Consider the following 24,812-nt stretch of genomic DNA (forward strand, 5'->3'; position numbering starts at 1 on the left):
CGGCTCTGACGGCCATTGGAATTTTTTAATGCTGGAGTGGAGGGAGAACTGATGGAAGAGACAAAACAAATAAGTACGGGCTACCTGATCAAAAGGTTTGCGCCCTATTTTAAAAAATACCGCTGGGTGCTGGTGCTGGATCTTTTCTGCGCGGCGCTGACGACTATCTGTGAGCTGGTACTGCCGCTGATCGTACGCTTTATTACCGATAAGGGCATGAACGATATGGCCAGCCTTTCGGTGAGGCTGATTCTATATGTTGGGCTTTTTTACCTGGTTTTAAGGCTGATTGACGCGGCCGCCAACTATTTTATGGCAAATATCGGACATGTAATGGGGGCCAGAATCGAGACGGATATGCGGCGGGATATCTTCGGGCATCTTCAGAAGCTCTCCTTTTCCTACTACAGCAATACAAAGGTCGGGCAGATCATGGCCAGGATCACCAGCGATCTGTTTGACGTGACAGAGTTTGCCCATCATTGTCCTGAGGAGTTTTTTATCGCCGCCCTTAAAATCACGGTATCTTTCGTTATTCTGGCCAATGTGAATGTGGCGCTGACCCTGATTATTTTTGCGGTGATTCCCATTATGCTGCTGTGCTCCATCTGGTTTAACAAACGGATGCGCCGGGCTTTTAAAATGGGGCGGGTGGTTACCGGGGATATTAACGCCCAGGTAGAGGACAGCCTGCTGGGTGTGCGGGTTGTCAAGTCTTTTGCCAATGAAGCCATTGAAGAGGAAAAATTTAATGAGGGCAACGCGGGCTTTCTGGATATTAAAAGGATGATGTACCGTTATATGGCGGGCTTCCAGACCATGACACGCCTGTTTGACGGGGTTATGTACATCGTGGTCGTTGTTGCCGGCTCATTGTTTATGATCGGCGGAAAAATTACCCCGGGCGATTTGATGGCCTACCTGCTTTACGTCACAACGCTGCTCACCTCGATCCGGCGGGTCGTTGAGTTTACCGAGCAGTTTCAGCGGGGTATGACGGGAATCGAGCGCTTTATTGAGATTATGGACGAGCCCCTGGAAATCGTGGATACGCCGGGCGCCAGAAAGCTGAAAAATGTTAAGGGCGATATAAGGTTTGACCATGTTGGTTTTATGTATTCCGACGACAATACCGAGGTGCTTTCCAATATTGACCTGCATGTGGAGCCTGGAAAGAACATTGCCCTGATCGGCCCCTCCGGAAGCGGCAAAAGCACGCTCTGCAACCTGATTCCCCGTTTTTATGATGTGACCTCTGGACGGATTCTCATCGACGGGCAGGACATCAAGGATTTAACCCTGCATTCGCTGCGCTCCGAAATCGGCATGGTTCAGCAGGAGGTTTATCTCTTTGCCGGCTCGGTGTTTGAGAACATCGCCTACGGGCTGCCCGGGGCCGGCAGAGAAGCGGTTGAGACCGCGGCGAAACAGGCCGGTGCCCACGATTTTATCATGGGTCTGCCCGAGGGCTACGATACCTACGTTGGCGAGCGCGGCGTCAAGCTTTCCGGCGGACAGAAGCAGCGTATCAGCATCGCGCGGGTCTTTTTGAAAAATCCGCCGATCCTGATTCTTGATGAGGCCACCTCGGCGCTGGATAATGAAAGTGAGCGGATCGTTCAACAATCCCTCGAGAAACTGACGGTCGGCCGGACCACCTTTACCATTGCCCACCGTCTGACGACCATCCGCAATGCCGACATTATACTGGTGCTCACCGAGGACGGCATTGTCGAACAGGGAACCCACAGAGAGCTGATGGCAAAGGGCGGTATCTACCACGATCTTTACCAGTTTTATACAGAAGACAGCGATCTCAATGAAGAATTTTAAAAGGGACTACACAAAAAACTAAAAATATGTTAGACTAAACTGAGAAATTTGTTCAGTCTATAAGAATGAAGGAAAGTATGGAGAACACGAAAAACGCTTATTTAAAGGAAGAATTTAATATTTCAGAGGATGTTATCAGCTTTGTGGACAGAGTGGAAACAGCCATAGAGCCCCGCCTTGCAGAGCTGGACGAAAAGGCCGAGTATCACCAGTATAAGGTCATTAAAGCCATGCAGCGCGCCAACCTGAGTGACCGCCACTTTCACCCTGCAACGGGCTACGGCTATGACGATGTCGGCCGCGAAGTGGTGGAGACCATTTACGCCGATATTTTTGGCGCCGAGGACGCTTTGGTGAGGCCGCATATATCATCGGGGACGCATGCCATTTCGCTGTGCCTTTACGGCGTCTTGCGGCCAGGTGACGAGCTTTTATCCATTACTGGCAGCCCCTATGACACCCTGCGGACTGTTATCGGCATCGAAGACGCGGACGCCGGAAATGGTACCCTGAAGGATTTTGGGGTAAACTACAATCAGATTGAGCTGACAGAGGATGGAAAAATTGACGAGGAAAAGGTTCTGTCCAGCATCCATGAAAACACAAAAATGATCTATATGCAGCGCTCCACGGGCTACAGCTGGCGTAAAGCCCTTAGGATTTCAGATATGGAGGCGATTATCGTCAAGGTAAAGACTGTTAAGCCCGATGTGGTGGTGTTTGTGGACAACTGCTACGGCGAATTTCTTGACTATAAGGAGCCGGTAGCAGTGGGCGCAGACCTTATGGCCGGATCGCTCATTAAAAACCCGGGCGGCGGCCTGGCTCCGACCGGCGGTTATGTCGCCGGGAAAGAAAAATACGTGTACATGGCCGCCTGCCGTCTGGCGGCGCCGGGTGTCGCTAAGGAAACGGGCGCCACGCTGGACATTAACCGCACCCTTCTGCAGGGCCTTTTTCTGGCCCCGACAGTGGTCGCACAGGCCATCAAAACCGCTGTGCTTATGGCGGCCGCTTATGATAAGCTTGGCTTTGGGGTATGTCCCGGCGTAGAGGATTACCGCAGTGATATTATCCAGAGCATTAAGCTTTGTGATCCAGAGGCTGTAAAGGTCTTTTGCCGCGCGGTCCAGGAGGCAGCACCGGTGGATTCCTTTGTCACGCCGGAGCCCTGGGATATGCCGGGCTATAACTGCCCGATTATCATGGCGGCGGGCGCTTTTATCCAGGGCTCGTCCATTGAGCTCAGCGCGGACGCCCCCATGCGTGAGCCATACATTGCTTATTTTCAGGGCGGGCTTACCCATTATCATGGGAAGCTTGGTCTGCTGCTTACCCTGCAGCGCTTGAAGGAAGCAGGGATTATTAAAAATTTACAGGAGGTCTGACATGATCAACAAAGATAAAATAGAACGCATTAATTTTTTAGCGAAAAAGAAAAAGGCAGAGGGCCTGACCGCAGAGGAGCTGGAAGAACAGCAGGGCCTGCGCGCCGAATATCTAGAAGCGGTCCGGGCGAATTTAAAAAGCCAGCTGGACAGCATTGAAATTATGAGTCCGGATTATGAAGAAAGCTATACGGAAGAAGATAAAAAACACATTGATGAAATGAATGAAAAGCTGGCGGTCGAATACCAGGACGAGCAGCGCAGGGAAAGAATGTCTGTCACAGAAGCGGGAAACCCCAGAAAACCCCAGGGTGAAGCGGGCAAGATGATGATTGAACGCATGAATGAAAGCCATGCGGAAATGACGGCCTGGGCGCTGGACAAGCTCGATTTAAAGGCGACCGATACCGTGCTGGATGTCGGCTGCGGCGGGGGAGCCGCCCTGAAACGCCTGTCTGGGCGCATTGACGGCGGCAAGCTCTACGGTATCGACTATTCCGAGGTATCGGTTGAGGCCTCAAAGGAGCTGAACAAGGCTGATGTTGAAAGCGGAAAGATGGAAATCCATCAGGGTTCTGTCTCCAAAATGCCCTTTGAGGACGGCATGTTTGACGCCATCATTACAGTGGAGAGCTACTACTTCTGGCCTGACCTGGAGGAAGACATGCGCGAGGTGTTCCGTGTCCTCAGGGAAGGTGGTACCTTTATGCTGATTGCAGAAATGTACATGAACGACGGTCTGGATGAACATCACATCGAAATGGCCAAGAAATATGAGCTGCGCAACCTGACGGTTGATGAGTTTAAGGAACTTTTTGAAAAGGTCGGCTATAAAGAAACAAAAATCCATTTAAAGGATGGAAAATACTGGATCTGTGTGGAAGGCAGAAAATAAAAAAAAGCGGTGATCACCGCTTTTTTTATTTTAATTTGAGCACATCCAGATCATCCGGAACATAAATTTTCCCTTTGAAATATTTTTTTCCTTCTGCCTTATAGCGCTTTTTCCGATCTGCCAGATTTTTTTCCTCGGTGTGCCAGAGAACCAGATTGGCAATTTTCATTTCTTCGGCCAGCTCGCAGGCCTCCCGGACCGTACTGTGGTGTTTCTCGTAGGGGGCGAAAATATCCCGTTCGCTGTAAAGACAGAAGGCCTCGCTGAGCAGCCAGTCCGTATCCAGAACGTATTTTTGACAGAGAGGGTTGAAGGGCTCGTCACCAAGACAGGTCAGCTTTTGTCCGTTTTTCAGCATGGTGGTAAAGCCAAACTGTTTTAGCTTGGTGGAGTGGATATCAAAGAAGGTAACGTAATAATCAAGAATTTTTTCGGTCTGTCCGTCCTGGACAGGGACCAAAAGAATACGGCTGCCAAAAAGGGCCGTCAGCTTTTTCTGAAGGGTCAGATCACAGATGGTTACCACGGTTTTTATCAGTTCGTCGTGGCAGTAAATCTTGAGGGTGCCCGCGTATGTTTTTTCCAGCATCATCGTGGCAATTTGGCGGACCAGCCAGACCACCCCAAGCACATGGTCGGTATGGCCGTGGGTAATGAAAAGATGATGGATATGCGCGGGACTGACTGAGGCTTTTTTCATCTGGCCGAGAATGCCGTTTCCACCGCCGGCATCCACCATAAAATATTCCTTTCCGCTTTTAATGGCAAAGCAGGTGTTATAACATTCGGTCACCATGGCGTTTCCAGTACCGAGGACAATGAGTTTTTCTGTTTTCATGGGGTCACTTCCTTTTAAATATTCCTTAACCAGTTTAACATAGAAGCTTTTTTTCATCAATTAGGACTTTACCTTACCCTAAACAAAAGGTAAAATAAGGTCAGGCAAAACTTATAAAGGAGGTTCATTTATGAGCAAAGATAAAGAAAGTAAAGCAAAAGAACTCCAGAAATCCCTGACAAAGAAGTTTGAGCTTGCGTGGCACGCTCTGGAACAAGAGGAAAAAACAGCGGTTGATGATTTTTGCGAAGGCTATAAAGAATATCTGACCGTTTCAAAAACCGAGCGCTTATGTGCGGCCTACACCGTGCTTTTAGCCGAAGAAAGGGGCTTTAAACCGCTTGAGTATTATCAGGCTAAGGGTAAGGTCGTACCCGGGGATAAGGTCTACGTTATTTTCAGAAAGAAAACCGTTCTGCTGTTCGTGATGGGCGAAGATGCCCTTGAAAACGGCATGTCGATTATCGGAGCGCATATTGATGCGCCAAGACTTGATTTAAAGCCGGCGCCATTGTATGAAGAGTCGGATATGGCATATTTTAAAACCCACTATTACGGGGGGATAAAAAAATACCAGTGGGTAACCATGCCGCTGGCCCTTCACGGCACTGTTGTCAAAAAAGATGGTGAGATCATCAATATTTCATTGGGCGAAAAGGATGAGGAGCCTGTCTTTTGTATCACCGATTTACTGCCCCATCTCTCACAGGAACAGAACCAGAAAAAAATGGCGGATGGGATTAAAGGCGAAGGCCTGAATCTGATTATCGGCAGTATTCCTTATGAGGATAAGGATATCGGCGATGCGGTAAAGCTCAATATTCTCAAGCAGCTCAATGACACCTACGGCATTATCGAGGAGGATTTTGCCAGCGCGGAGCTGGAGGTAGTACCAGCCGGCGCCGCGAGAGATGTAGGCTTCGACCGCAGCTTTATTGGAAGCTACGGCCAGGACGACCGCGTATGCGCGTTTACCGCCACGATGGCAATCTTAAGCCAGGATGAAAAGAACCCGCCTAAGCGTACCTTATGCACGATTCTGGCCGATAAGGAAGAGATCGGCAGCTATGGCAGTACTGGCATGCAGTCGAAATTCTTTGAAAATGAAATGGCAGAGCTCATCGACCTGACAGAAGATCATAAGCCGGAGCTGACCTTAAGGCGCTGCCTCAAAAATTCTGAATTTTTATCTGCGGATGTCACGGCGGCCTATGACCCGAACTTTTCAGGAACGCACGACCTGTATAACGCGCCTTTTGCCGGAAAGGGCTTGGTGATCTCAAAATACGGCGGTTCCAGAGGAAAGGCCGGTTCCAACGATGCGCACGCTGAGTTTTTAGGAAAACTGCGGGAGTGCTTTAACGCGGCCGACGTTACCTGGCAGATGGGTGAGCTTGGCCGTGTGGATCTGGGCGGCGGTGGAACCATTGCTTACATGCTGGCAGAATACGGCATGGATGTAGTGGACTGCGGCCCGGCGCTGCTGAGCATGCACTCGCCCTTTGAGCTCTGTTCAAAAGCGGATGTTTATATGACCTATAAGGGCTATAAAGCGTTTTTTGACCATTGCTGAGACCCCTGTAATTTTGAAAGTCAAGGTTTCCGCTGATAAGTGGAAATTTTGGCTTTTATTATTCCCTTAAAACAAGAAATCTTTATTATATTTCTGATAAAATTTCTTCTTGTCTTTAGTATGGTAAAGATGGTAAAATAGATTACATGTAACGTAAAGTTAAAAAAAGAAGCAAGAGGTGTGTGAATTGGAATTAAAGGAAAAACAAAAAACGTTCCGGGGCGGAATCCATCCGCCTTACAGGAAAAAGAGAACGGCATCCGTCTCGGTTAAGGTTGCAGCTGAACCTAAGGTTGTAACGATTCCAATGTCCCTTCACATCGGCGCGCCCTGTACGCCGGTGGTGAAAAAGGGAGATACGGTTTACCTCGGCCAGAAAGTTGGAGAAGCAAACGGTTTTGTTTCAGCTCCTGTGCACTCAAGCGTATCCGGTACGGTTATCGCGGTTGAAGAGCGGGCGCATCCCAACGGAGAGATGATCATGTCTGTGGTCATCGAGTCCGACGGTAAAAACACGGTTGATCCCTCGATCAAGCCTTACGGCAATTTCAGGAAATATGAGCCGAAGCAGATCATCGACATTATCCGTGATGCCGGAATTGTCGGCATGGGGGGAGCAACCTTCCCGACGCATGTTAAGCTGAGTATCCCGCCGGATAAAACGGTGGACAGCGTGGTTTTAAACGGCGCGGAATGTGAACCTTACCTGACTGCGGATCATCATCTGATGCTGGCCCGGCCAAAACGTATTATCCAGGGATTGAGAATTGCCATGCGGGCTGTCGGGGTTGACAAGGGCTATATCGGCGTGGAAAGCAATAAGCCAAACGCCATTGAGAAGCTAAGGAAAGCCATTACCGAAAAGGATAATATCGAGGTGGTGGTTTTAGAAACAAAATACCCTCAGGGAGCTGAAAAACAGCTGATAAAAGCGATTACAGGCCGTGAGGTGCCATCCGGCGGCTTGCCGGCTGATGCGGGCGTTGTCGTAATGAATGTGGGGACAGCCTGCCAGATTGCCATCACGTTTGAAACCGGTTTACCCCTGCACAAGCGTCTGCTCACCTGCACCGGCAACGCGGTAAAAAATGCCCGGACAATGGAAGTCAAGGTAGGGACACCCTATCAGGAGGTCATTGACCAGTGCGGCGGATTTGCAAAAAAACCGTATAAGGTCATTTCCGGCGGTCCGATGATGGGGGTTACCCTCTTCAGCACGGATGTCCCGGTGATGAAAGGGACATCGGGAATTTTGTGCCTGACAAAGGGCGCGGCCTATATCCCTGAGCCTTCGAACTGTATCCGTTGTGGAAAATGCGCGGAAGCATGCCCGATTCATCTGCAGCCCCTTTACCTGGCCGCCTACTCAGAAAAGGAACGCTGGGAAAAGTGTGAGGAATACCATGCTCTCGACTGTATCGAGTGCGGCAGCTGCTCATTTATCTGTCCCGCCAAGCGGACACTGGTTGCGTCCATCCGTGTGGCCAAGCGTCAGATCGCGGCATTAAAACAGAAAGAAAAGAAATAGGAGGAGCATCAATTGAGTAAATTAGATTTAACACTGACTGTATCCTCATCACCACATATTCGCGCAAAGCACAATACCTCCAGTATTATGCAGAGTGTTATCGTTGCGCTTTTACCGGCCCTCGCAGTTGCCGGATATGTATTTGGCATGAGAACCTTCCTGATCGTGGCAATCTGCGTTGCCAGCTGTGTCGTGACGGAAGCGGTTATCCAAAAGCTGATGAAAAAGCCCATTACGGTCAGTGACTGGAGCGCTGTTGTTACAGGCCTGCTGTTGGCCTTTAACCTGCCCATTACAGCACCGTGGTGGATGTGTATTGTCGGTTCCGTTTTTGCCATTGCCCTGGTTAAGCAGTGCTTTGGGGGCCTCGGCCATAACTTTATGAACCCGGCTTTGGCGGCCAGAGCTTTTCTGGTGGCGTCATGGCCAACTCATATGACAGGCACGGCCTATATCCCGACAGCGGATACCTTTACCACGGCGACCCCGCTGGGAATTTTAAAAGAAGGTATGGACTTAACCACACTGCCCAGTAATCTTGATATGTTTCTGGGAATCAACGGTGTTTATGGCTCCATTGGGGAGATTTCCGCGTTGGCGCTGCTGATCGGTGGCATTTACCTCATTGTCCGTGGGGTTATCAGCTGGCGTATTCCGGCGGTTTATCTCGCGACTGTGGCCATTTTATCCCTTGTGTTCGGACAGGACCCCATCTTCCAGCTTTGCTCTGGTGGTTTAATGCTGGGTGCTTTCTTCATGGCGACCGATTATGTCTCATCACCGAGCACGGCGGTCGGACAGATCATTTTTGCCTTTGGCTGTGGCCTGATAACCATGATTATACGAATGTTCGGCGGTTATCCGGAAGGGGTATCCTACTCCATTCTGCTGATGAACGTCGCAGCCCCGCTCATTGAACGGTTTACGCGTCCGCGTATTTACGGCGCGCCGAAAAAGGAAAAAAAGAGTAAAGAGGTGGAAGTGAATGGCTAATAAAGAAAAAATGTCCATTGACTGGAAAAATGTCATCAAGCTGGCTGTTATTCTCTTTGTCATCACGGCGATTGCGTCTCTCTGCCTCGCGTTGACGAATTACGTCACCTCCGACGTCATTGACCAGCGTAACGAGCAGGCCAATACAGAAGCCCGTCAGGCTGTCTTGCCCGACGCCGATAAATTTGAAGCCGTCGAAAATATCGAGGTCATCGCAGCGTCGGCAGCGCCCAATGAGGCCGACATTATTAAGGAAGCTTACATTGGCTATAAAGGCAGCGAGCTGGCTGGCTATACCATCAAGACTGCCCCGAGCGGTTATGGCGGAGCGGTTGAGGTGCTGACTGGTATTGATAAAGATGGTAAAATCACGGGTATTACCATTTTAAGCCAGAGTGAAACGCCGGGTCTGGGTGCAAAGTCTACCGAGCCGGCCTTCCAGGAGCAGTTTAAGGGAAAAAATGCCAAAAAGGAAATTGCGGTCATTAAATCCGGAGAAGCTTCGGATAATCAGATAACCGCCATTACAGGCGCTACAATCACTTCAAAGGCGGTTACAACAGGCGTCAACGCATCTGAAAAAGTATATGAAGCGCTTGCGAGGGAAGGAGGCGCACAATAATGGGTAATTTAAAACACTTTACAAACGGGCTGATCAAGGAAAACCCAACCTTCCGTCTGCTGCTGGGGATGTGTCCGACACTTGCGGTTACCACCTCAGCGATTAACGGTCTGGGCATGGGACTCGCGACCACCGTTGTTTTAATTGGTTCAAATGTAGTTATTTCAGCCTTAAGGAAAATCATACCGGATAAAATCCGTATTCCGGCTTTTGTCGTCATCATCGCGTCCTTTGTAACGATTGTCGGGATGCTGATGAAAGCCTACGTTCCAGCCCTGGACGCAGCGCTGGGGATCTATATTCCCCTGATCGTTGTTAACTGTATTATTCTCGGGCGTGCAGAAGCTTTTGCGTTTTCCAATCCGGTTCTGTCGTCCTTTGCAGACGGCGCAGGGATGGGCCTGGGCTTCACCCTGTCTCTGACAGTGCTGGGATCAATCCGTGAGATTATCGGCGCAGGCGCGATTTTTGGCCTGAGCATTTTTGGCTCCGGTTATGAACCGGTTCTCATATTTATCCTGCCGCCAGGGGCATTCCTGACCCTGGGGGTCGGCATTGCGGCCATCAATAAAATTACGGAAAAAATAGAAGCGAAAAAATCAAATAAGGAGGATAGCCTGTCATGACCAATATACTCCTGATTTTAGTCAGCGGCATTTTTGTCCAGAACTTTATTTTGTCAAAATTCCTCGGCATCTGCCCCTTCCTTGGCGTTTCAAAGCAGATTGAAACAGCGGTAGGTATGGGGATTGCCGTTACCTTTGTAATGGCCATGGCTTCTGCCATCACCTATGTGGTGCAGTACGCCATTCTGGACCCGCTGGGTCTGGGCTATCTGCAGACCATTGCCTTTATTCTGGTTATTGCGGCGCTGGTACAGCTGGTGGAAATGATTATTCAAAAGACCAGCCCGTCCCTCTATCAGGCGCTGGGAGTCTACCTGCCGCTGATCACCACCAACTGTGCAGTTTTGGGGGTTGCGCTGTTAAATATCCAGTATGGCTACAATTTTATCGAAACAGTATTCAACGGGATCGCCGGAGCCCTTGGTTTTACCCTGGCGATCGTGCTGTTTGCTGGTATCCGGGAACGTCTGGAGCTGTCCGATATTCCCAAGCCCTTTGAGGGATTCCCGATTGCGCTTGTTACAGCAGGCCTGATGGCCATCGCGTTCCTGGGATTCTCCGGAATGCTGTAAGGAGGTGCCGGAAATGATAATGGAATTACTGATTCCCGTAGGTATTTTAGGTGCCATGGGTTTAATTTTCGGAGCAGGTCTCGCCATCGCTTCAAAGGTATTTGAGGTTAAGACGGACGAGCGTGTTCCTTTGGTAAGAGATGCCCTCCCGGGGGCAAATTGCGGCGGCTGCGGATTTCCGGGCTGCGATGCCCTTGCGGCGGCCATTGTCAATGGCGAGGCAGCAGTAAATGCCTGTCCAGTAGGCGGCGCGGCCACAGCCCTGGCCATTGGCGAAATTATGGGAGAAAGCGTTGGAAACAGCGAACCAAAAGTGGCCTGCATTCACTGTAACGGCGACTGTACCCATTCGCCGAACCGCGCGGATTATTATGGCATTCAGGACTGCCGTCAGGCCATGATTGCAAGCGGCGGCGTAAAAACATGCCGTCATGGCTGCATGGGCCTTGGCACCTGCGTTAATGCCTGTATGTTTGGAGCGCTCTCCATTGGCGATAACGGTCTGCCGGAAGTGGACGTTGATAAATGTACGGCCTGCGGTAAATGCCGGGATGCCTGTCCAAAGGGGATTATTGACCTGATTCCGTCAGACCAGCTGGTGCATGTGGACTGCCGGAATACCGATAAGGGCAAGCTGGTGCGTGCGGTCTGCGATATTGGCTGTATCGCCTGTAAAGCCTGCGTGAAGGTTTGTCCGGAGGAAGCGATTACGGTTGAAAACAATCTGGCCTCCATCAATTATGACAAATGCACCCAATGCCAGGCCTGCTTTGAAAAATGCCCGACTGGCGCCATCACACTGGAACAACGTATTGTCATCGGCGATGAAACCACGGTCATTGAGCTGGAACCGGAAAAAGATCTGGATGAAGAAATGGAAGCCATCATGCGGGTCGATGCCGAACCAGAAGAAGTCCTGGAAGAGGAAGTGGAGGTCAGCGAAGAGATTGAGGTTTTAGAAGCGAAGGAAAGCTTGGAAGAACCCGAAAAAACAGCTGAGCCGGCAGAAGAACAGCCGGAAGATGAAAAAGATAAGGTCGAGTTCAAAATCAGCGATCTGAAATAGGCTTAAGGAGTGCCGCCAAGGCTGCGGCGCTCCTTTTTTGAATTAGCGATAATTTCCAGCAGAAAGAGCTGGAAAAAGCAGAGGGTTTAGGCTATAATAGAAATTCATGGGCCAAAACGCCATATTTTTTTTAAACCAGAGGAGTATAAAGACCAAAGAATGATTACAGTATCGGATTTAAGTTTAAATTTTGATGGAAGCAATTTATTTTCAAATGTTAATATAAAATTCACCCCAGGTAACTGTTATGGAATTATCGGCGCCAACGGAGCGGGCAAGTCCACCTTTTTAAGGATTTTATCCGGCAATCTCGAGCCGTCCAGCGGCGATGTCATTATGCCTAAAGAGCTGCGCATGTCCGTATTAAAGCAGGATCACTACGCTTTTGATGATTATTCAGTGTTAGATACCATTATTATGGGAAATCAGCATCTTTATGACATCATGAAGGAAAAGGACGCCATTTACGCCAAAGAGGATTTTTCCGATGAGGATGGTATCCGTGCCGGAGAGCTGGAAGGAGAATTTGCCGATTTAGGCGGCTGGGAAGCCGAGTCAGACGCGTCGCGCCTGGTACAGGGGCTTGGGATGGACGCATCCATTATTGACGCGCAGATGGCCGGACTGACAGGGAATGAAAAGGTCAAGGTGCTCCTGGCCCAGGCCCTTTTTGGCAAGCCGGATATTATCCTGCTTGACGAACCCACCAATAACCTGGACATCCAGGCAGTGGTCTGGCTGGAAGAATTCTTGATGGATTACCCGGGAACGGTGATCGTGGTTTCCCATGACCGTTATTTCCTGAACAATGTGTGTACCCATATTGTGGATATTGATTTTGGAAAAATCAAACTGTATGTCGGGAATTATGATTTCTGGTACGAATCCAGCCAGTTGGTTCAGAGAGTGCTGAAGGACCAGAATAAGAAAAAAGAGGATAAAATTAAAGAGCTGCAAAACTTTATAGCCCGCTTCTCAGCCAACAAGTCAAAATCGAAGCAGGCAACCTCCAGAAGAAAGCTGCTTGACAAGCTGGCCGTTGAAGAAATGCCAGCCTCCTCCAGAAAGTATCCTTACGTCGGCTTTAATATGGACCGCGAGCCGGGAAAGGAAATTCTGGAGGTGGAAAACCTGTCCAAAACCATTGACGGCGTGAAGGTTTTAAACAACGTAAGCTTCAGAATTAACAAAGAGGATAAAGTCGGTTTTGTAGCTGAAAATGAAATTGCCATGACCACTCTGTTTAAAATCCTGATGGGGGAAATGGAGCCTGATGAAGGCAGCTTTAAATGGGGGCAAACCGTTACCACCTCTTATTTTCCCCAGGATAACACGTCCTTTTTTGAGGGCTGTACCCTCAATATAGCGGAGTGGCTCAAGCAGTTTACCACAGAAGAAACCGAAACCTACCTCAGGAGCTTCCTTGGCCGCATGCTTTTTTCTGGGGACGATATTTATAAAGAGGTACAGGTCCTCTCCGGCGGAGAAAAGGTACGCTGCATGCTGTCCAGAATGATGATGTTTGGCTCTAATGTGCTGGTGGTTGACCAGCCCACCAACCATCTCGACCTTGAGTCCATCACCGCGGTTAACAATGGATTGATGGATTTTAAAGGGGTAATTCTTTTTGCCAGCCATGACCATCAGTTTATGCAGACGCTGGCTAACCGGATTATTGAGCTGACAGACGGCGGCATTATTGACCGGTTATCAAGCTACGATGAATTCCTGGAATATAAAAAACAGATGAACGCATAATAAAAAAAGACACGGAGCACAAATGAGAGCTCCGTGTCTTTTCTATTTTATTCAAAGGTTACTCGCAGTGCGCCAACGCCGCCGCTTATCTCTAAACTGTTGGGTGCGCTGCTGTTTCTGAACCGGTTCTCCGTATAGCGCGTACCGTCCACAGAGAATTCGCCGATTCCTGCCTCGCCCTTAATGTCAAAATCTGTGGCACTGCCCTTAATGGACAGAGTCGTCTCACCGACGCCGCCGTCAATTTTGTTTTTACCAGTGAGGGAGCCTTCAAAGGAAACTTTGCCGACACCGCATTCCATATCCATGTCATTCAGATTCATATCGGAGAGGATCACTTCCCCTGCGCCATTGTTAAATTTGGCGCGATCAGCCGTGATGCTTTTCATTTCAACGCGTCCAACACCCATATCAACGTTAAGGCGATCGGTTTTCAGCGTATCAATGGTGCTGTCTGACGCGCCAAAATCCAGCTCGACCTCATTAAACGTGATGCTCTCCGGAATGGTGACCGTGAGATGAGGCTTCTGAGCATCAGACAGAGCATTTAAGAAACTGACAGGATCCTTGATGCTGTCCTTAATTTTCAGCGTATCATTTTTCTGCTCTGCTGTAAAATTATCCGGCAGATTATAGCCTTCAACCTTAAAGACATCGCCCTTTTCTATTTCTAAATAGCCAGCAGAAAAATCAAGGTCAAGGGTAGTGACGCCAGTAAACTCCTGGGAAAATTCCTTGTTTGTTACCGTGCCGCTGGTGGTGGTTTTGCCGAGATGCCCGAAAGCACCGAAAATACCTAAAAAAGTTCTGACAATAACCGATATAATAAAAATCGCCAGGATCAGCCCAAGGGCAATAGCGACGTATTTTGCGACCTTACTGGTACTTCTCATAAAATATCAACTCCTCCAAAGATACAGACGCTGTTGAGGTAGACGGTGGGTGGGTTTGTGCCGGTGGGACGAGGCGTTTTATCAGAAACGCCGCCAAATATGGGGGTACTTGAAACATCAACCCGGACGTTGGAGGGGACATTAATGTCAATGCCGCCAAAAATGCTGGTGGTTGTAATGGTGATGTCCTCAGTAATAAGCGCATCCCTCAGGTCAAGCTCGATGCCGCCAAAAACAGCGGTCAGCGTAGCGCCCCGGAAGGACTCTCCCGGAAAACGCAGCTCCTGTGAGCCGAAGATAGCGGTGTAATCCTGCGTTTCACCCTGCGTGAGCATTTTGACCTCATTGGCCCGGCGGCTGCCTTTACCACGAAAAATAATGCTGATCCCTATGACCACCAGGATCAATGGAAAAATAAGTTCGCCGATTAAATGCCCGCTGATAAAATCCTGTTCACCGAGCAGCAATAAAACACCGATCGCGAGCGCGATGCAGTTGGCGGTTCTAAAACCGTTTTGAACAATGTTGATGATGCTGGGAATGATGATGATTAAAGTCCACCAGCCGTTAAAGAATAATGAAAAATGCCAGTATCCCATGACCTGTCCGCCAAAGCCGACGCCAAGAGCTATAAAGAAAATCCCCCACAGGGCATTACCGATTGAATGTCTCATTTTTTATTCTCCTTGCTTTGTAGTGATTTCATTATAACGGATTCTAAAACCTTTTAACAGGAAAATATAAAAGTGATGACAGATGTAATACCAATATGATAAAAATCATAATGAAAACAAAAGAACAAAAGGTTTTTGGCCTGTGAAAATAATTTATAAAGAAAAACAGAAACTTTGCTTGATGATTTAAAGGTTTTGGGTATATTATAATAGGTAAGACCATATGATTTAATAAGGAGATGAGACCATGGCATTACAGGAAGTTAAAAAGTTTATAACTTACATTAAAGACAACCGCGAGGCTTTGGAAAAATATAATGAAAAGCTTCTGGAAACAGGCAGTTATATGTTTATGGACCCTGCGCTGATGACCGAAAGCTACACACCGTTAACCACGATTCCAGATAATCCGGAGGATGACATTCTGGAAGAAATCATTCATATTGATGATAAACAACAGGAGGAAGCTGAAAAAGAAGCCAATCCAACGCCTAAAAAGGAAGGTCTTGGTGAAAAGATCGCCAACAAATGGGGTGAATTTGTGGAGGACGTCGTCTTTGATGGTAAATCAAAGGAAGAGCGTCTGGAGGAAAGACGCCACCGCCTTTTTGGCAAGCTCGCAGAGATTGCCAAGGATGAAGATTTCGACGTTACCCAGGATGATCTGGAATACTATATCGGCCGAAGTGTAGAAAAATTGATCGATGAAAATCCAAATGACGATGCTGTTCAGATTTTGGAGAAGCTTTTAGACAGCTTTGCTGAAAAAGAAAAGGAATAATAAAAAACCGGCTTAAGCCGGTTTTTTATTATTCCTCACTGATATAGAAAATTTCGGGTTTTTTGTAAATCCCTGCAAAGTTTCCTTCAAGAAACTGTACCGTCGCAAGAAACGCTGGCGCGGTAAACTGGCGGGCCTCAACCGGACAGACGCGAACACAGGCGCAGCAGCGGATGCAGAGATCCGGATCGGTTTGTGTCGGATCATCGGGATTAATGGCAGCTACCGGGCAGACAGAAATACATTCACCGCATTGGGTGCAGGCGTCTGAAACCTCAGGCGCCAAGGGGGTGTAGTCCATACCGTCTTTATAAGGATAGTTTCCTTTTACGATAAGCGTTCCCTTGTAATCTTTTTTGCGCAGATATTTTTCACGGATGGTACGGCCCAAATTCCCCATGATTTCAAGGTCGTTGTCATCCGGGCGTCCGCCTGCCAGCTTGTCACTGTAGGAATGAACCGCCAGAAAGGCAGCTGCCACGACTGGAATAAAGCCATTTTCAATGGCAAGGTTTTTCAGCTCCAGCAGAGCATCGTCATACTCGCGGTTTCCATAGGTTACAACCAGGACAACCGGGGTGTCGTCTCCCTCAATTCCGTCGAACAGATTCTCCGGTTTTGGAGGAATACGGCCCGCATAGACAGGGCATCCAAGAATTACGAAGCTGTCTTTTGTAAAATGAAGCTTCTCTCTCCGGCCCGGTGGATAGGTTCGGTCGTGCTCAATCACCTGTGTCTGGGCGCCGGCGGCGATAGCCTGGAGTGTTTTGCGGGTATTTCCTGTCGGACTGAAATAAACGAGATCAATATCTTTCATAAATACCTCCCTGATTTTAAGGTTTTGATAAACTAAGCATACGCCTTAAAATGCATCCTGTCAAGAAAGCGGCAGGCATAAAAAAACCCCTCCGGTCTAAACCAGAGGGGGAGTATTGCGAAATTAAAGGCTGCGTCTTACCTGACGTACAACACCAAGGATACGTGCTTTTTCTTTGCTGGTATTCGCGTAAAAATCACCGCGTTTAGAAGGAACCAAAGGCTGAACTAAAACGCCGTTTGGCTGCATGAAAACATATTTGATTTCTGCGTCGTAGCCACTTACCTGTACTAAAGCGATTTCACCGTCTTCACAGTTATCGCGTACTTCGATGATTAAAACGTCATTCTTTAAGAAAACGGGTGCCATTTCGTCGTCAGAAACCTTAAAACCAACATAGGTTTTGCCGTTTTCAAGCATCTTAACGCCTAATTCTTCATAGCCAGCGCGTTCTTCGATGTTTGCCCATTCCACACCTGCCGGTACACGGGTGTAAACAACGATTTCATTATCTTTTTTGAGACGGCTTGAGTCAACGCCGAGCAGGTAGTCCGTTGTGACGGAATAAATATCAGCCAATTGCTTGATCGTGTTGATATCTGGATAGTTTTTATCCGTTTCCCACTGGCTGACAGCAGTCTGTGAAACACCCAATCTTTCGGCAAGGTTTGCCTGGGACAAGTTGCGTTCTTTTCTGAGTTGTCTGTACTTGTTCATTCTTCCAATCTCTCTCTCTTAACATTTTTTTATTGCTTTGATTAGTGCTCCAGTTAATCAAAGATAATATTATCTTATAAGTAAATGAAAGAAAAGTAAATAATAAATTTAAAACATTTTAAATTCAATTAGAAATGTTTAATTAAAAAACTTTAAATTGTATTTGTTTTTTAATTATCTGAAAACAGTTCCACAATTCTTAATGGATTTAAAGAAGTGGTCAACCTGTTCTGTTGAAAAAATGCGGAGAATGGTTCATAATAAGAAATAGTTTATAGAGAAAGAGGCGAAAACATTGAAGGCGATCAGTATACACCAGCCCTGGGCAAATTACGTTGTTTTGGGGTTAAAACAGTATGAAACACGTTCCTGGCCCACCAAAATACGCGGCAGGGTTGCGATACATGCCGCTAAAATCAAAAATTCAGAATATGAGGAGGGGATGGCATTAGGTGCAATTATTGGAACTGTCGAAATTATCGACTGCCATCCAGTGGAGCTTTTGAGAAATTCTCTCTCAAAAGATGAAATCGAAAGAGGCGATTTTTCTGACGGGCGTTATGCCTGGGAGTTGAAGAATCCGATTTTTTTTGAAAAGCCAATTTTAACACGTGGCTATCAGGGCTTTTGGAATTTAGACGATAATTTAATGAAACAGATTGAAAAGCAGAGCGGGGCATGTTAAAATAGTCAAAAATACTTTAGGTGGTACCCATGATTTTATCAGATAAAAGCATTTATAAATATTTAGAAAGCGGCGAGCTGGTTATTGATCCTCTGGAGAAAGGGCAGGTACAGCCCGCCTCCGTTGACATCCGGCTGGGACGAAATTTTTTGAAGCTGGATGAGAATAAGTTCGAGGCAATGTCCATGACCGATGAAATTCAGTACGTCCAGTTTGAGAGCGATTCGATCATTATCCCATCCAATTCCTTTTTACTGGCCACAACCATGGAGTATATTAAGCTTCCATGTGATTTAACGGCCTTTGTGGAGGGAAGAAGCTCTATCGGCCGTATGGGACTGTTTATTCAAAATGCCGGATGGGTTGATCCTGGTTTTGAGGGAGAAATTACGCTGGAGCTCTACAATGCCAACAGGCTGCCCATCAAGCTGGAAGCCGGCCGGCGCATCTGCCAGCTGGTATTTGCCCAGATGGATGAGCAGGCCCTTAATCCTTACGCTGGAAAATACCAGGGACAGCGCAATGCTGTGGGGAGCCGAATCTTCTTGGATAAAGAGCTGGAGCCTCAGCAGTAGAGCAAAAATTGTGATCGTGCTTAAAATCGGACAATTTGTCCGGTTTTTTTATGGTATTTCTTGAGAGACGGCTGCCGGTAAGGTATAATAGAGAGCAGACTTTGAAAATTGAATTTGAGATCAGGTGATGAGAGTGAACGAAATATATTTGGATAATTCCGCAACGACACGTCCCCATCCGGAGGTTGCGAAGGAAATGATGCGCTATCTTACAGAGGCGTATGGAAACCCTTCCTCCTTGTATGACCGGGGAATCGTGGTTGAAAAAGCCATTAAGGATGTGCGCGGCCGTCTGGCCGGGGCCATTCACTGCAATCCGGAGGAGCTGTATTTTACTTCTGGCGGAACAGAGGGCAATAATACCATCATAAAAGGGATTGTTGAAAACCAGCGTATTGACGATATCAGGATCATTACAACACAGATTGAGCATCCCTCTGTGTTGGAAGTTTTTAAATTTTATGAAGATCATGGTATGGACGTGGTGTATCTCGGGGTGGATCGTGAAGGCTTTATCGACATGAATGAGCTGGAGGAGAGCATTAACGAGCATACCGTTCTTGTCAGCATCATGGGTGTGAATAATGAAACAGGAACAGCGCAGAATCTGGCGGCCATTGGGCAGCTCATTAAAAAATGTAACCCCAACTGCCTTTTTCATACCGATTATGTCCAGGGGTTTATGAAGCTGCCGGTGGACGTAAAAGCCTGTAAGATTGACGCCTTAACCCTGTGCGGACATAAAATCTGCGGCCCCAAGGGAATCGGCGCGGTTTATCTTAAAAAAGGCGTAAGGATCAAGCCGTTGATTATTGGCGGTGGACAGGAGAACAATCTCCGATCCGGCACTGAGAATGTTCCGGGAATAATGGGACTTGGCAAGGCTGTCGAGATACAGCAGGCCTGTGGTTCGGATCAATTAGAAAAAATGCGTGCCATACGCAGGGAAATGATCGGCTGCCTGGAGGCAAATATCAGGGACATGCGGGTAAATGGTCCTGAAAACGGGTGCCCTTATGTTTTGAGCCTGTCCTTTAAAGGCGTCAGGGGTGAGGTGCTGCTTCACAGCCTGGAGGCGCAGCATATTTATGTATCAACCGGATCGGCCTGTTCATCCCATAAAAAAGAAAAGCAATATGTTTTAAAGGCCATCGGCCTTCCAGAGGAGTACAAAGAGGGCACCATCCGGGTCAGCTTTTCAATGATGACGACCAGAGAGGAAGTACTGGAGGCGGCAAAGGCCATTGAAGGGGCAGTATGTCAGCTGCGTAAGCTTCTGCGCCGAAAAAAATAAAAGTGAGGAATGAACAGATGAAACATGTCATTTTAGTAAGATATGGTGAGATCAGTCTGAAGGGCTTGAACCGAAATTACTTTATTGATTTATTGGTTAAAAATATCCGCAATACCTTAAAGCGTTTTGAGAGTGTAAAGGTACAGAAAATACAGGGGCGGATTATCGTCCATCTTTCAGAGGCGGATCTGGAGGGTGCGCTGGAGGCAGTGACCAAGGTTTTTGGGATTGTATCCGTCAGCCCTGCCATTGTAGTGGAAAGTGACATTGATGTTATCGAAAGGGCTACACTGGAGCAGGCCAGCGCGGCGGACTTCAAAACCTTTCGCATTACGGCCAAGCGCGGGGATAAGCGTTTCCCCATACAGTCACCTGAGCTGGGCCGGCGTCTGGGTGCTGTAGTGCTGCGGAATATTCCGGACATTAAGGTGGATATGCACACTCCGGATATGAACCTGTGGGTTGAGGTCCGGGAAGAGACCTATATTTATCATAGATTTATCCCATGCAACGGCGGCCTCCCGGTGGGCTGCAGCGGCAAGACGGCACTGCTGCTCTCCGGCGGAATCGACAGCCCCGTAGCCGGCTATATGATGGCCAAAAGGGGAGTGGAGCTGATTGGTGTTTATTTTCACAGCTTTCCTTTTACCAGTGACCGTGCCAAGGAAAAAGTCATTGATTTGGCAAAGATTGTGTCGGGATACTGTGGCAAGGTAACTTTGTACGTTGTGCCTTTTACAGAAATCCAGACAAAAATTGTTGAGGTGTGCCCTGAACGCCAGACAACCATTATTATCCGGCGTTATATGATGCGGATTGCTCAGGAAATTGCCAGACGCAACGGAGCCATGTCCCTGACTACAGGGGAAAGCCTTGGGCAGGTAGCCAGCCAGACCCAGGAGGGCTTGGGAGCGACCAACGCTGTCGTGGAACTGCCCGTATTCCGGCCTTTGATTGGGATGGACAAACAGGAAATTGTAGCGATCGCGGAAAGAATCGGTACCTTTGAAACCTCTATTTTGCCGTATGAGGATTGCTGCACGATTTTTGTTCCAAAGCATCCTGAAACCAAGCCTAAACTGGAAGCTGTTGTTAAATCCGAAAGGCCAATGGAAGAAATTGTGGGCCCCATGATTGATAAAGCAATCGAAGACGCTGAAATTATCAGGGTTTAATCAGATGGTTTAAAAAGACAGGAAAACAGAATGTGTTTTTCTGTCTTTTTTAGAATTTAAGGAGGCCGTTTATATAAAATATTTTTACCAATAAACTAAAAGCTAGAGCTGACTCTATTGTTTTCGTTTAAAAAGCGGAGAGCTTCTCTGTTTTAAAGATAAACTTAAAAAAATCTTAAGCATAAATTGGAATGATTTCAGACAAATTGTATACAAAAAAGAAAAAGGGTAGACGCCGAAACACTTTAAATATAGCGGTGTAAACAGAATTGATTTTTTCAGTAAAATGTAAATTACATTTTACTGAAAAAATAATGTAAAAATTAAAATAAAAACGCTTGACCTAGAGTTTACTCTAGGAATTAAAATAGAAGCAAGTTAAGGGAAGCTCCCAAGACAAAAAAGAAACAACGGATAAAAAGAATCCATAAAAAATCAACAAAAAGAACACGAAAATGTGTTAAATCATTAAAAACTGGGTAAATATAATTAAAGATCAGAAAATGATAATTATCCCTTAAGATTATCATCTGAAATATAACTAAATTCAAAAGAGGTGAATCGAAATGATGTACTATAACCCATTAAAAGAAATGATGGAAAAAGCTTTAAAAGCTTCCAAATAATCTTACAATCTCCCTCCAATATTTGATAAATTAATAAATAGAACGAATGACTTATTAAACTAAATAATCCTCCCCTTAGATTATAAATTAGTTTGATCTCCTCAAACCCCCTTATTAAATAATCTTTCAAAAACAAAGCAGGAAGCTTTCCCCCTAAAGTTTCCTGCTTTGTTTTTTATTGCGGTGCGCCTGTGTAAGGCATCAAAAACCAGTAGGTCTCAAGAACCTCATAAGGGCTGATTAATCCAAATTCCTTGAGAATGACATTCAGTGTTTCGAGGGAAGGGGTCATTTCCGTTTCATTGCTGACCGCATAATCATAACCCTCTTCATTTAGAAGTCTGTCCACCATTTCAAAATCGCCACTATCCGGCTTGAGCTCCTGCTCATCAAGGTATTTTTCAAAGATTCCTGTAAAGCAGACAGCTTCGCCATACTGAATAATTGGCTGGTTTGTGGCCATCCCGCTGGCCTGCAGCAGATCAAGTAAAGAGTTTTCCTCCAGGGGGAGCCGGGCTTTATTTTCTTTTAATAAAATATCGCGAACCTTTGGATACCGCGTTTCGATATCAGAAATTTTTACGCATTTTAAAGCTTCTGTGCTGATAAAATACCCTGTGCCATTGTACACACCCATGCGTTATACCTCCAGATTAAGTCAAATTGTATTCTTATCATATTATACCACAGATCAGTCAAGCAGGAAGGCTCTTTTATCGCTTTGGAAAGGAATATCATTGTACTTTAGTACAATGGAAGTGTGTTTTTTCTGTACGGATACCCTATTGTATTGTGCTTGAAAAAGGTTTACAATAAGAATAATTTAATGAAAAATTAACAGGAGGTATGCAAATGGCAACATTTAAGACAAATGACAATGTTGAGCTTTATTATGAAGTTAAGGGTGAGGGAAAACCCCTTTTGATGATTCCAGGCTGGACCTGCACCACCCAGTTTTTTAAAAAGAACAGCGACGCGCTGGCAGAAAAATGCCAGGTTATTCTTTTAGATTACAGAGGTCATGGAGAATCTGAAAAAGTAATGCACAGCCATCGTATTTCACGTTATGCGATGGATGTAAAAAATCTTCTGGATCATCTGGATGTTCAGGATGTCACTGTTTTGGGGTGGTCCATGGGGGCGGCTATCCTGTGGAGCTATATTGAGCTGTTTGGAAAACACCGTATCAGCAAGCTGGTCTGTGTCGATCAGGCGCCGCTTCAATATACTGGTCCGGACTGGGTTTGGGGACAGAACGGCTGCTACGACGTGGAAATGTTTATCCGTACCTGTTATGATATCAAATATGCTCCGAGAGAAAACGCGGAGGGGCTGGCAACGGCTTGCCTGCACCATACACCATCGGATGAGGAAGTAAAATTTATCGCAGATGAAATCTCAAAATGCCCGCCTTATGTAAGAATCGAGGTTATGCGCGACCATACCAATCTGGACTGGCGTGATTTCCTGCCTTTTATCGACATGCCCACACTGGTATGTGTTGCCCGTCACAGCAATGTGTTTGACTGGCAGGGAAGCGCCTATGTCGGCGAGGTTATCCCGAATGCAAAGACAGTATTTTTTGAAGAATCCGGCCATATGCTTTTCTGGGAGGAACCGGACAAATTTAATCAGACATTACTGGAATTTGTGCAGGCATAAAAATTTTGATAAAATAACATGGAAGAAAATTTCCATGTTATTTTTCGTTTTAAGAAAAATTGTCAGGAGGATAAAATGAAAATTGTTATCGCGCCAGATTCATTTAAAGGATCACTTTCAGCAGAAATGTTTTGTGAGGTGGTGGGCAGAGAAGCTGCGGAGGTTTTTGAATCGGCAGAAATTATAAAGCTCCCGGTATCCGACGGCGGAGAAGGTATGGTTGACAGCCTGTTGGCCGCAGCAGGGGGAAAGAGAATCAGGGCAAGGGTAAAGGGGCCTCTGTTTGAGGAAACAGAGGCCGAATATGGAATACTGGACAGCGGTACAGCCGTGATTGAGATGGCCGCTGCGTCAGGGCTCCCTCTTGTTCCGGAGAAAAAACGAAACCCAATGGAGACCACCACCTTTGGGACCGGTGAGCTGATGCTGGACGCATTGGAAAGAGGATGCAGCGAAATAATTCTGGGCATTGGCGGCAGTGCAACAACCGATGGCGGCATCGGAGCAGCCGCGGCTATCGGAGCACAGTTTCTCGACAAAGAAGGCAGGGCAGTTCCCTTATCCGGTAAAGGTCTGGAAAAAATAGAGGCTCTTGATTTTTCAAATATTGATGAACAATGGAAGGAAACCAAAATAACCATTGCCTGCGATGTGGTTAATCCGCTCTGCGGCGCCCTGGGCTCTGCCGCGATCTATGGTCCGCAAAAAGGGGCCGATAACGCAGCGATCGTTCTGCTGGACAAAGGGCTGAGTCATTTTGAGACTCTGATAGCCAGCCAGAAAGGCCGGGAATTTCGAGACCTGCCGGGGATTGGCGCGGCCGGGGGACTGGGGCTGCCCTTCGTAGCCTTTCTGGGGGCTTCGCTGAGGCCGGGCCTGGAAATTGTACTGGATGTTCTGGAGTTTGATCGTCATCTGCAGGGGGCAGATCTTGTTGTCACCGGTGAAGGAAAAACAGATGCGCAAAGCGCAATGGGCAAGGTGCTGTCTGGTGTTTCTGGACGTGCCAGGGCTCAGAATGTACCGGTCGCTGCCCTTTCAGGGGCTTTGGAGACGGGTTATGAAGGACTGTATGACAAGGGCCTGACGGCTGCTTTCTCAACCTGGAAAAGCGGCGAAAAGCTGGAATGGCAAATGGCTCATGCAGAGGAGAATTTATCAAACGCGACCCGGAACCTGTTCAGGCTGGTTCGGGCTTTTAAATAAAAAGGGGATAGAACA

Annotated in this window: 24 protein-coding genes; 18 read left to right on the forward strand and 6 right to left on the reverse strand. The window is 47.2% G+C overall.

What is annotated here, in order from left to right; translation table 11 throughout:
* Positions 1 to 51: 51 nt before the first annotated feature.
* The 3 genes from I2B62_RS08895 to I2B62_RS08905 all read left to right on the forward strand — a co-directional run bounded on the left by I2B62_RS08895 (position 52) and on the right by I2B62_RS08905 (position 4,116).
* Positions 52 to 1,833 carry an ABC transporter ATP-binding protein gene (locus I2B62_RS08895; protein WP_195268618.1) on the forward strand — a complete coding sequence of 594 codons (1,782 nt, stop codon included), beginning with the start codon at positions 52 to 54 and terminating at the stop codon, positions 1,831 to 1,833.
* Positions 1,834 to 1,910: 77 nt separating this feature from the next.
* Positions 1,911 to 3,221, forward strand: a complete 1,311-nt coding sequence (locus tag I2B62_RS08900) for a methionine gamma-lyase family protein (RefSeq protein WP_243259468.1) — start codon at positions 1,911 to 1,913, stop codon at positions 3,219 to 3,221.
* A gap of 1 nt (position 3,222) precedes the next feature.
* On the forward strand, positions 3,223 to 4,116 hold the full coding sequence (locus tag I2B62_RS08905; protein WP_195268620.1) for a methyltransferase domain-containing protein: 894 nt from the start codon (positions 3,223 to 3,225) through the stop codon (positions 4,114 to 4,116).
* A 25-nt stretch (positions 4,117 to 4,141) separates the two neighbouring features.
* Here the strand turns inward: I2B62_RS08905 and I2B62_RS08910 are convergent, their stop codons facing one another.
* Positions 4,142 to 4,954 carry an MBL fold metallo-hydrolase gene (locus I2B62_RS08910; RefSeq protein WP_195268621.1) on the reverse strand — a complete coding sequence of 271 codons (813 nt, stop codon included), beginning with the start codon at positions 4,952 to 4,954 and terminating at the stop codon, positions 4,142 to 4,144.
* A 130-nt stretch (positions 4,955 to 5,084) separates the two neighbouring features.
* On the opposite strand from I2B62_RS08910, the gene I2B62_RS08915 reads away from it, so the two are divergent.
* The 8 genes from I2B62_RS08915 (at position 5,085) to I2B62_RS08950 (ending at position 13,692) form a co-directional block, all read left to right on the forward strand.
* Entirely contained in the window at positions 5,085 to 6,527 is a 1,443-nt protein-coding gene (locus I2B62_RS08915) for an aminopeptidase (protein ID WP_195268622.1), read from the forward strand.
* Between the two features lie 187 nt (positions 6,528 to 6,714).
* A complete protein-coding gene (gene rsxC / locus I2B62_RS08920; protein WP_195268623.1) occupies positions 6,715 to 8,055 on the forward strand; it encodes an electron transport complex subunit RsxC in 1,341 nt (446 codons plus the stop codon).
* Positions 8,056 to 8,067: 12 nt separating this feature from the next.
* Complete coding sequence (locus I2B62_RS08925; protein WP_195268624.1) at positions 8,068 to 9,048, forward strand: RnfABCDGE type electron transport complex subunit D; 981 nt, start codon at positions 8,068 to 8,070, stop codon at positions 9,046 to 9,048.
* Positions 9,041 to 9,670: an RnfABCDGE type electron transport complex subunit G gene (locus I2B62_RS08930; RefSeq protein ID WP_195268625.1), complete on the forward strand. Its 630-nt coding sequence runs from the start codon at positions 9,041 to 9,043 to the stop codon at positions 9,668 to 9,670. Before I2B62_RS08925 ends, I2B62_RS08930 begins: the two co-directional genes overlap by 8 nt.
* A complete protein-coding gene (locus I2B62_RS08935; RefSeq protein WP_195268626.1) occupies positions 9,670 to 10,296 on the forward strand; it encodes an electron transport complex subunit E in 627 nt (208 codons plus the stop codon). Before I2B62_RS08930 ends, I2B62_RS08935 begins: the two co-directional genes overlap by 1 nt.
* Positions 10,293 to 10,868 carry an electron transport complex subunit RsxA gene (rsxA, locus tag I2B62_RS08940; RefSeq protein ID WP_013380941.1) on the forward strand — a complete coding sequence of 192 codons (576 nt, stop codon included), beginning with the start codon at positions 10,293 to 10,295 and terminating at the stop codon, positions 10,866 to 10,868. Before I2B62_RS08935 ends, rsxA begins: the two co-directional genes overlap by 4 nt.
* A gap of 13 nt (positions 10,869 to 10,881) precedes the next feature.
* Positions 10,882 to 11,934 (forward strand): RnfABCDGE type electron transport complex subunit B, encoded by a 1,053-nt coding sequence (locus tag I2B62_RS08945; protein ID WP_195268627.1) that lies wholly within the window; start codon positions 10,882 to 10,884, stop codon positions 11,932 to 11,934.
* Positions 11,935 to 12,093: 159 nt separating this feature from the next.
* Complete coding sequence (locus I2B62_RS08950; protein WP_195268628.1) at positions 12,094 to 13,692, forward strand: ABC-F family ATP-binding cassette domain-containing protein; 1,599 nt, start codon at positions 12,094 to 12,096, stop codon at positions 13,690 to 13,692.
* Between the two features lie 47 nt (positions 13,693 to 13,739).
* Here I2B62_RS08950 and I2B62_RS08955 read toward each other — a convergent pair whose 3' ends face one another.
* Positions 13,740 to 14,585: a DUF4097 family beta strand repeat-containing protein gene (locus I2B62_RS08955; RefSeq protein ID WP_195268629.1), complete on the reverse strand. Its 846-nt coding sequence runs from the start codon at positions 14,583 to 14,585 to the stop codon at positions 13,740 to 13,742.
* Positions 14,582 to 15,259 (reverse strand): LiaF domain-containing protein, encoded by a 678-nt coding sequence (locus tag I2B62_RS08960; protein ID WP_195268630.1) that lies wholly within the window; start codon positions 15,257 to 15,259, stop codon positions 14,582 to 14,584. Before I2B62_RS08960 ends, I2B62_RS08955 begins: the two co-directional genes overlap by 4 nt.
* A gap of 247 nt (positions 15,260 to 15,506) precedes the next feature.
* On the opposite strand from I2B62_RS08960, the gene I2B62_RS08965 reads away from it, so the two are divergent.
* Positions 15,507 to 16,040: a hypothetical protein gene (locus I2B62_RS08965; protein WP_195268631.1), complete on the forward strand. Its 534-nt coding sequence runs from the start codon at positions 15,507 to 15,509 to the stop codon at positions 16,038 to 16,040.
* Positions 16,041 to 16,068: 28 nt separating this feature from the next.
* Here the strand turns inward: I2B62_RS08965 and I2B62_RS08970 are convergent, their stop codons facing one another.
* Both I2B62_RS08970 and I2B62_RS08975 read right to left on the reverse strand, forming a co-directional pair.
* Positions 16,069 to 16,857, reverse strand: a complete 789-nt coding sequence (locus tag I2B62_RS08970; RefSeq protein WP_195268632.1) for an EFR1 family ferrodoxin — start codon at positions 16,855 to 16,857, stop codon at positions 16,069 to 16,071.
* 123 nt (positions 16,858 to 16,980) lie between these two features.
* Positions 16,981 to 17,574: an XRE family transcriptional regulator gene (locus I2B62_RS08975; protein WP_195268633.1), complete on the reverse strand. Its 594-nt coding sequence runs from the start codon at positions 17,572 to 17,574 to the stop codon at positions 16,981 to 16,983.
* 295 nt (positions 17,575 to 17,869) lie between these two features.
* Between I2B62_RS08975 and I2B62_RS08980 the strand changes: the two genes are divergently transcribed.
* The 4 genes from I2B62_RS08980 to thiI all read left to right on the forward strand — a co-directional run bounded on the left by I2B62_RS08980 (position 17,870) and on the right by thiI (position 21,303).
* Positions 17,870 to 18,259 (forward strand): ASCH domain-containing protein, encoded by a 390-nt coding sequence (locus I2B62_RS08980; protein ID WP_195268634.1) that lies wholly within the window; start codon positions 17,870 to 17,872, stop codon positions 18,257 to 18,259.
* Between the two features lie 29 nt (positions 18,260 to 18,288).
* Positions 18,289 to 18,834 (forward strand): dCTP deaminase, encoded by a 546-nt coding sequence (gene dcd / locus I2B62_RS08985; protein WP_195268635.1) that lies wholly within the window; start codon positions 18,289 to 18,291, stop codon positions 18,832 to 18,834.
* Positions 18,835 to 18,961: 127 nt separating this feature from the next.
* Entirely contained in the window at positions 18,962 to 20,128 is a 1,167-nt protein-coding gene (locus I2B62_RS08990; RefSeq protein ID WP_195268636.1) for a cysteine desulfurase family protein, read from the forward strand.
* 17 nt (positions 20,129 to 20,145) lie between these two features.
* Entirely contained in the window at positions 20,146 to 21,303 is a 1,158-nt protein-coding gene (gene thiI / locus I2B62_RS08995) for a tRNA uracil 4-sulfurtransferase ThiI (RefSeq protein WP_195268637.1), read from the forward strand.
* Positions 21,304 to 22,104: 801 nt separating this feature from the next.
* On the opposite strand, the gene I2B62_RS09000 is transcribed toward thiI, so the two are convergent.
* Complete coding sequence (locus I2B62_RS09000; protein WP_195268638.1) at positions 22,105 to 22,566, reverse strand: hypothetical protein; 462 nt, start codon at positions 22,564 to 22,566, stop codon at positions 22,105 to 22,107.
* Between the two features lie 215 nt (positions 22,567 to 22,781).
* On the opposite strand from I2B62_RS09000, the gene I2B62_RS09005 reads away from it, so the two are divergent.
* Positions 22,782 to 23,591: an alpha/beta hydrolase gene (locus I2B62_RS09005; RefSeq protein ID WP_195268639.1), complete on the forward strand. Its 810-nt coding sequence runs from the start codon at positions 22,782 to 22,784 to the stop codon at positions 23,589 to 23,591.
* 75 nt (positions 23,592 to 23,666) lie between these two features.
* Positions 23,667 to 24,797: a glycerate kinase gene (locus tag I2B62_RS09010; RefSeq protein ID WP_195268640.1), complete on the forward strand. Its 1,131-nt coding sequence runs from the start codon at positions 23,667 to 23,669 to the stop codon at positions 24,795 to 24,797.
* The last annotated feature ends 15 nt before the right edge of the window (positions 24,798 to 24,812 follow it).

Source organism: Eubacterium sp. 1001713B170207_170306_E7, from assembly GCF_015547515.1.
Taxonomy (GTDB): domain Bacteria; phylum Bacillota; class Clostridia; order Eubacteriales; family Eubacteriaceae; genus Eubacterium.

Coding starts and splice junctions, on each gene's coding strand:
- I2B62_RS08895 (WP_195268618.1), top strand. CDS start 52: ATGGAAGAGACAAAACAAATAAGTACGGGCTACCTGATCAAAAGGTTT.
- I2B62_RS08900 (WP_243259468.1), top strand. CDS start 1,911: ATGGAGAACACGAAAAACGCTTATTTAAAGGAAGAATTTAATATTTCA.
- I2B62_RS08905 (WP_195268620.1), top strand. CDS start 3,223: ATGATCAACAAAGATAAAATAGAACGCATTAATTTTTTAGCGAAAAAG.
- I2B62_RS08910 (WP_195268621.1), bottom strand. CDS start 4,954: ATGAAAACAGAAAAACTCATTGTCCTCGGTACTGGAAACGCCATGGTG.
- I2B62_RS08915 (WP_195268622.1), top strand. CDS start 5,085: ATGAGCAAAGATAAAGAAAGTAAAGCAAAAGAACTCCAGAAATCCCTG.
- I2B62_RS08930 (WP_195268625.1), top strand. CDS start 9,041: ATGGCTAATAAAGAAAAAATGTCCATTGACTGGAAAAATGTCATCAAG.
- I2B62_RS08935 (WP_195268626.1), top strand. CDS start 9,670: ATGGGTAATTTAAAACACTTTACAAACGGGCTGATCAAGGAAAACCCA.
- rsxA (WP_013380941.1), top strand. CDS start 10,293: ATGACCAATATACTCCTGATTTTAGTCAGCGGCATTTTTGTCCAGAAC.
- I2B62_RS08945 (WP_195268627.1), top strand. CDS start 10,882: ATGATAATGGAATTACTGATTCCCGTAGGTATTTTAGGTGCCATGGGT.
- I2B62_RS08950 (WP_195268628.1), top strand. CDS start 12,094: ATGATTACAGTATCGGATTTAAGTTTAAATTTTGATGGAAGCAATTTA.
- I2B62_RS08955 (WP_195268629.1), bottom strand. CDS start 14,585: ATGAGAAGTACCAGTAAGGTCGCAAAATACGTCGCTATTGCCCTTGGG.
- I2B62_RS08960 (WP_195268630.1), bottom strand. CDS start 15,259: ATGAGACATTCAATCGGTAATGCCCTGTGGGGGATTTTCTTTATAGCT.
- I2B62_RS08965 (WP_195268631.1), top strand. CDS start 15,507: ATGGCATTACAGGAAGTTAAAAAGTTTATAACTTACATTAAAGACAAC.
- I2B62_RS08970 (WP_195268632.1), bottom strand. CDS start 16,857: ATGAAAGATATTGATCTCGTTTATTTCAGTCCGACAGGAAATACCCGC.
- I2B62_RS08975 (WP_195268633.1), bottom strand. CDS start 17,574: ATGAACAAGTACAGACAACTCAGAAAAGAACGCAACTTGTCCCAGGCA.
- dcd (WP_195268635.1), top strand. CDS start 18,289: ATGATTTTATCAGATAAAAGCATTTATAAATATTTAGAAAGCGGCGAG.
- I2B62_RS08990 (WP_195268636.1), top strand. CDS start 18,962: ATGAGAGTGAACGAAATATATTTGGATAATTCCGCAACGACACGTCCC.
- thiI (WP_195268637.1), top strand. CDS start 20,146: ATGAAACATGTCATTTTAGTAAGATATGGTGAGATCAGTCTGAAGGGC.
- I2B62_RS09000 (WP_195268638.1), bottom strand. CDS start 22,566: ATGGGTGTGTACAATGGCACAGGGTATTTTATCAGCACAGAAGCTTTA.
- I2B62_RS09005 (WP_195268639.1), top strand. CDS start 22,782: ATGGCAACATTTAAGACAAATGACAATGTTGAGCTTTATTATGAAGTT.
- I2B62_RS09010 (WP_195268640.1), top strand. CDS start 23,667: ATGAAAATTGTTATCGCGCCAGATTCATTTAAAGGATCACTTTCAGCA.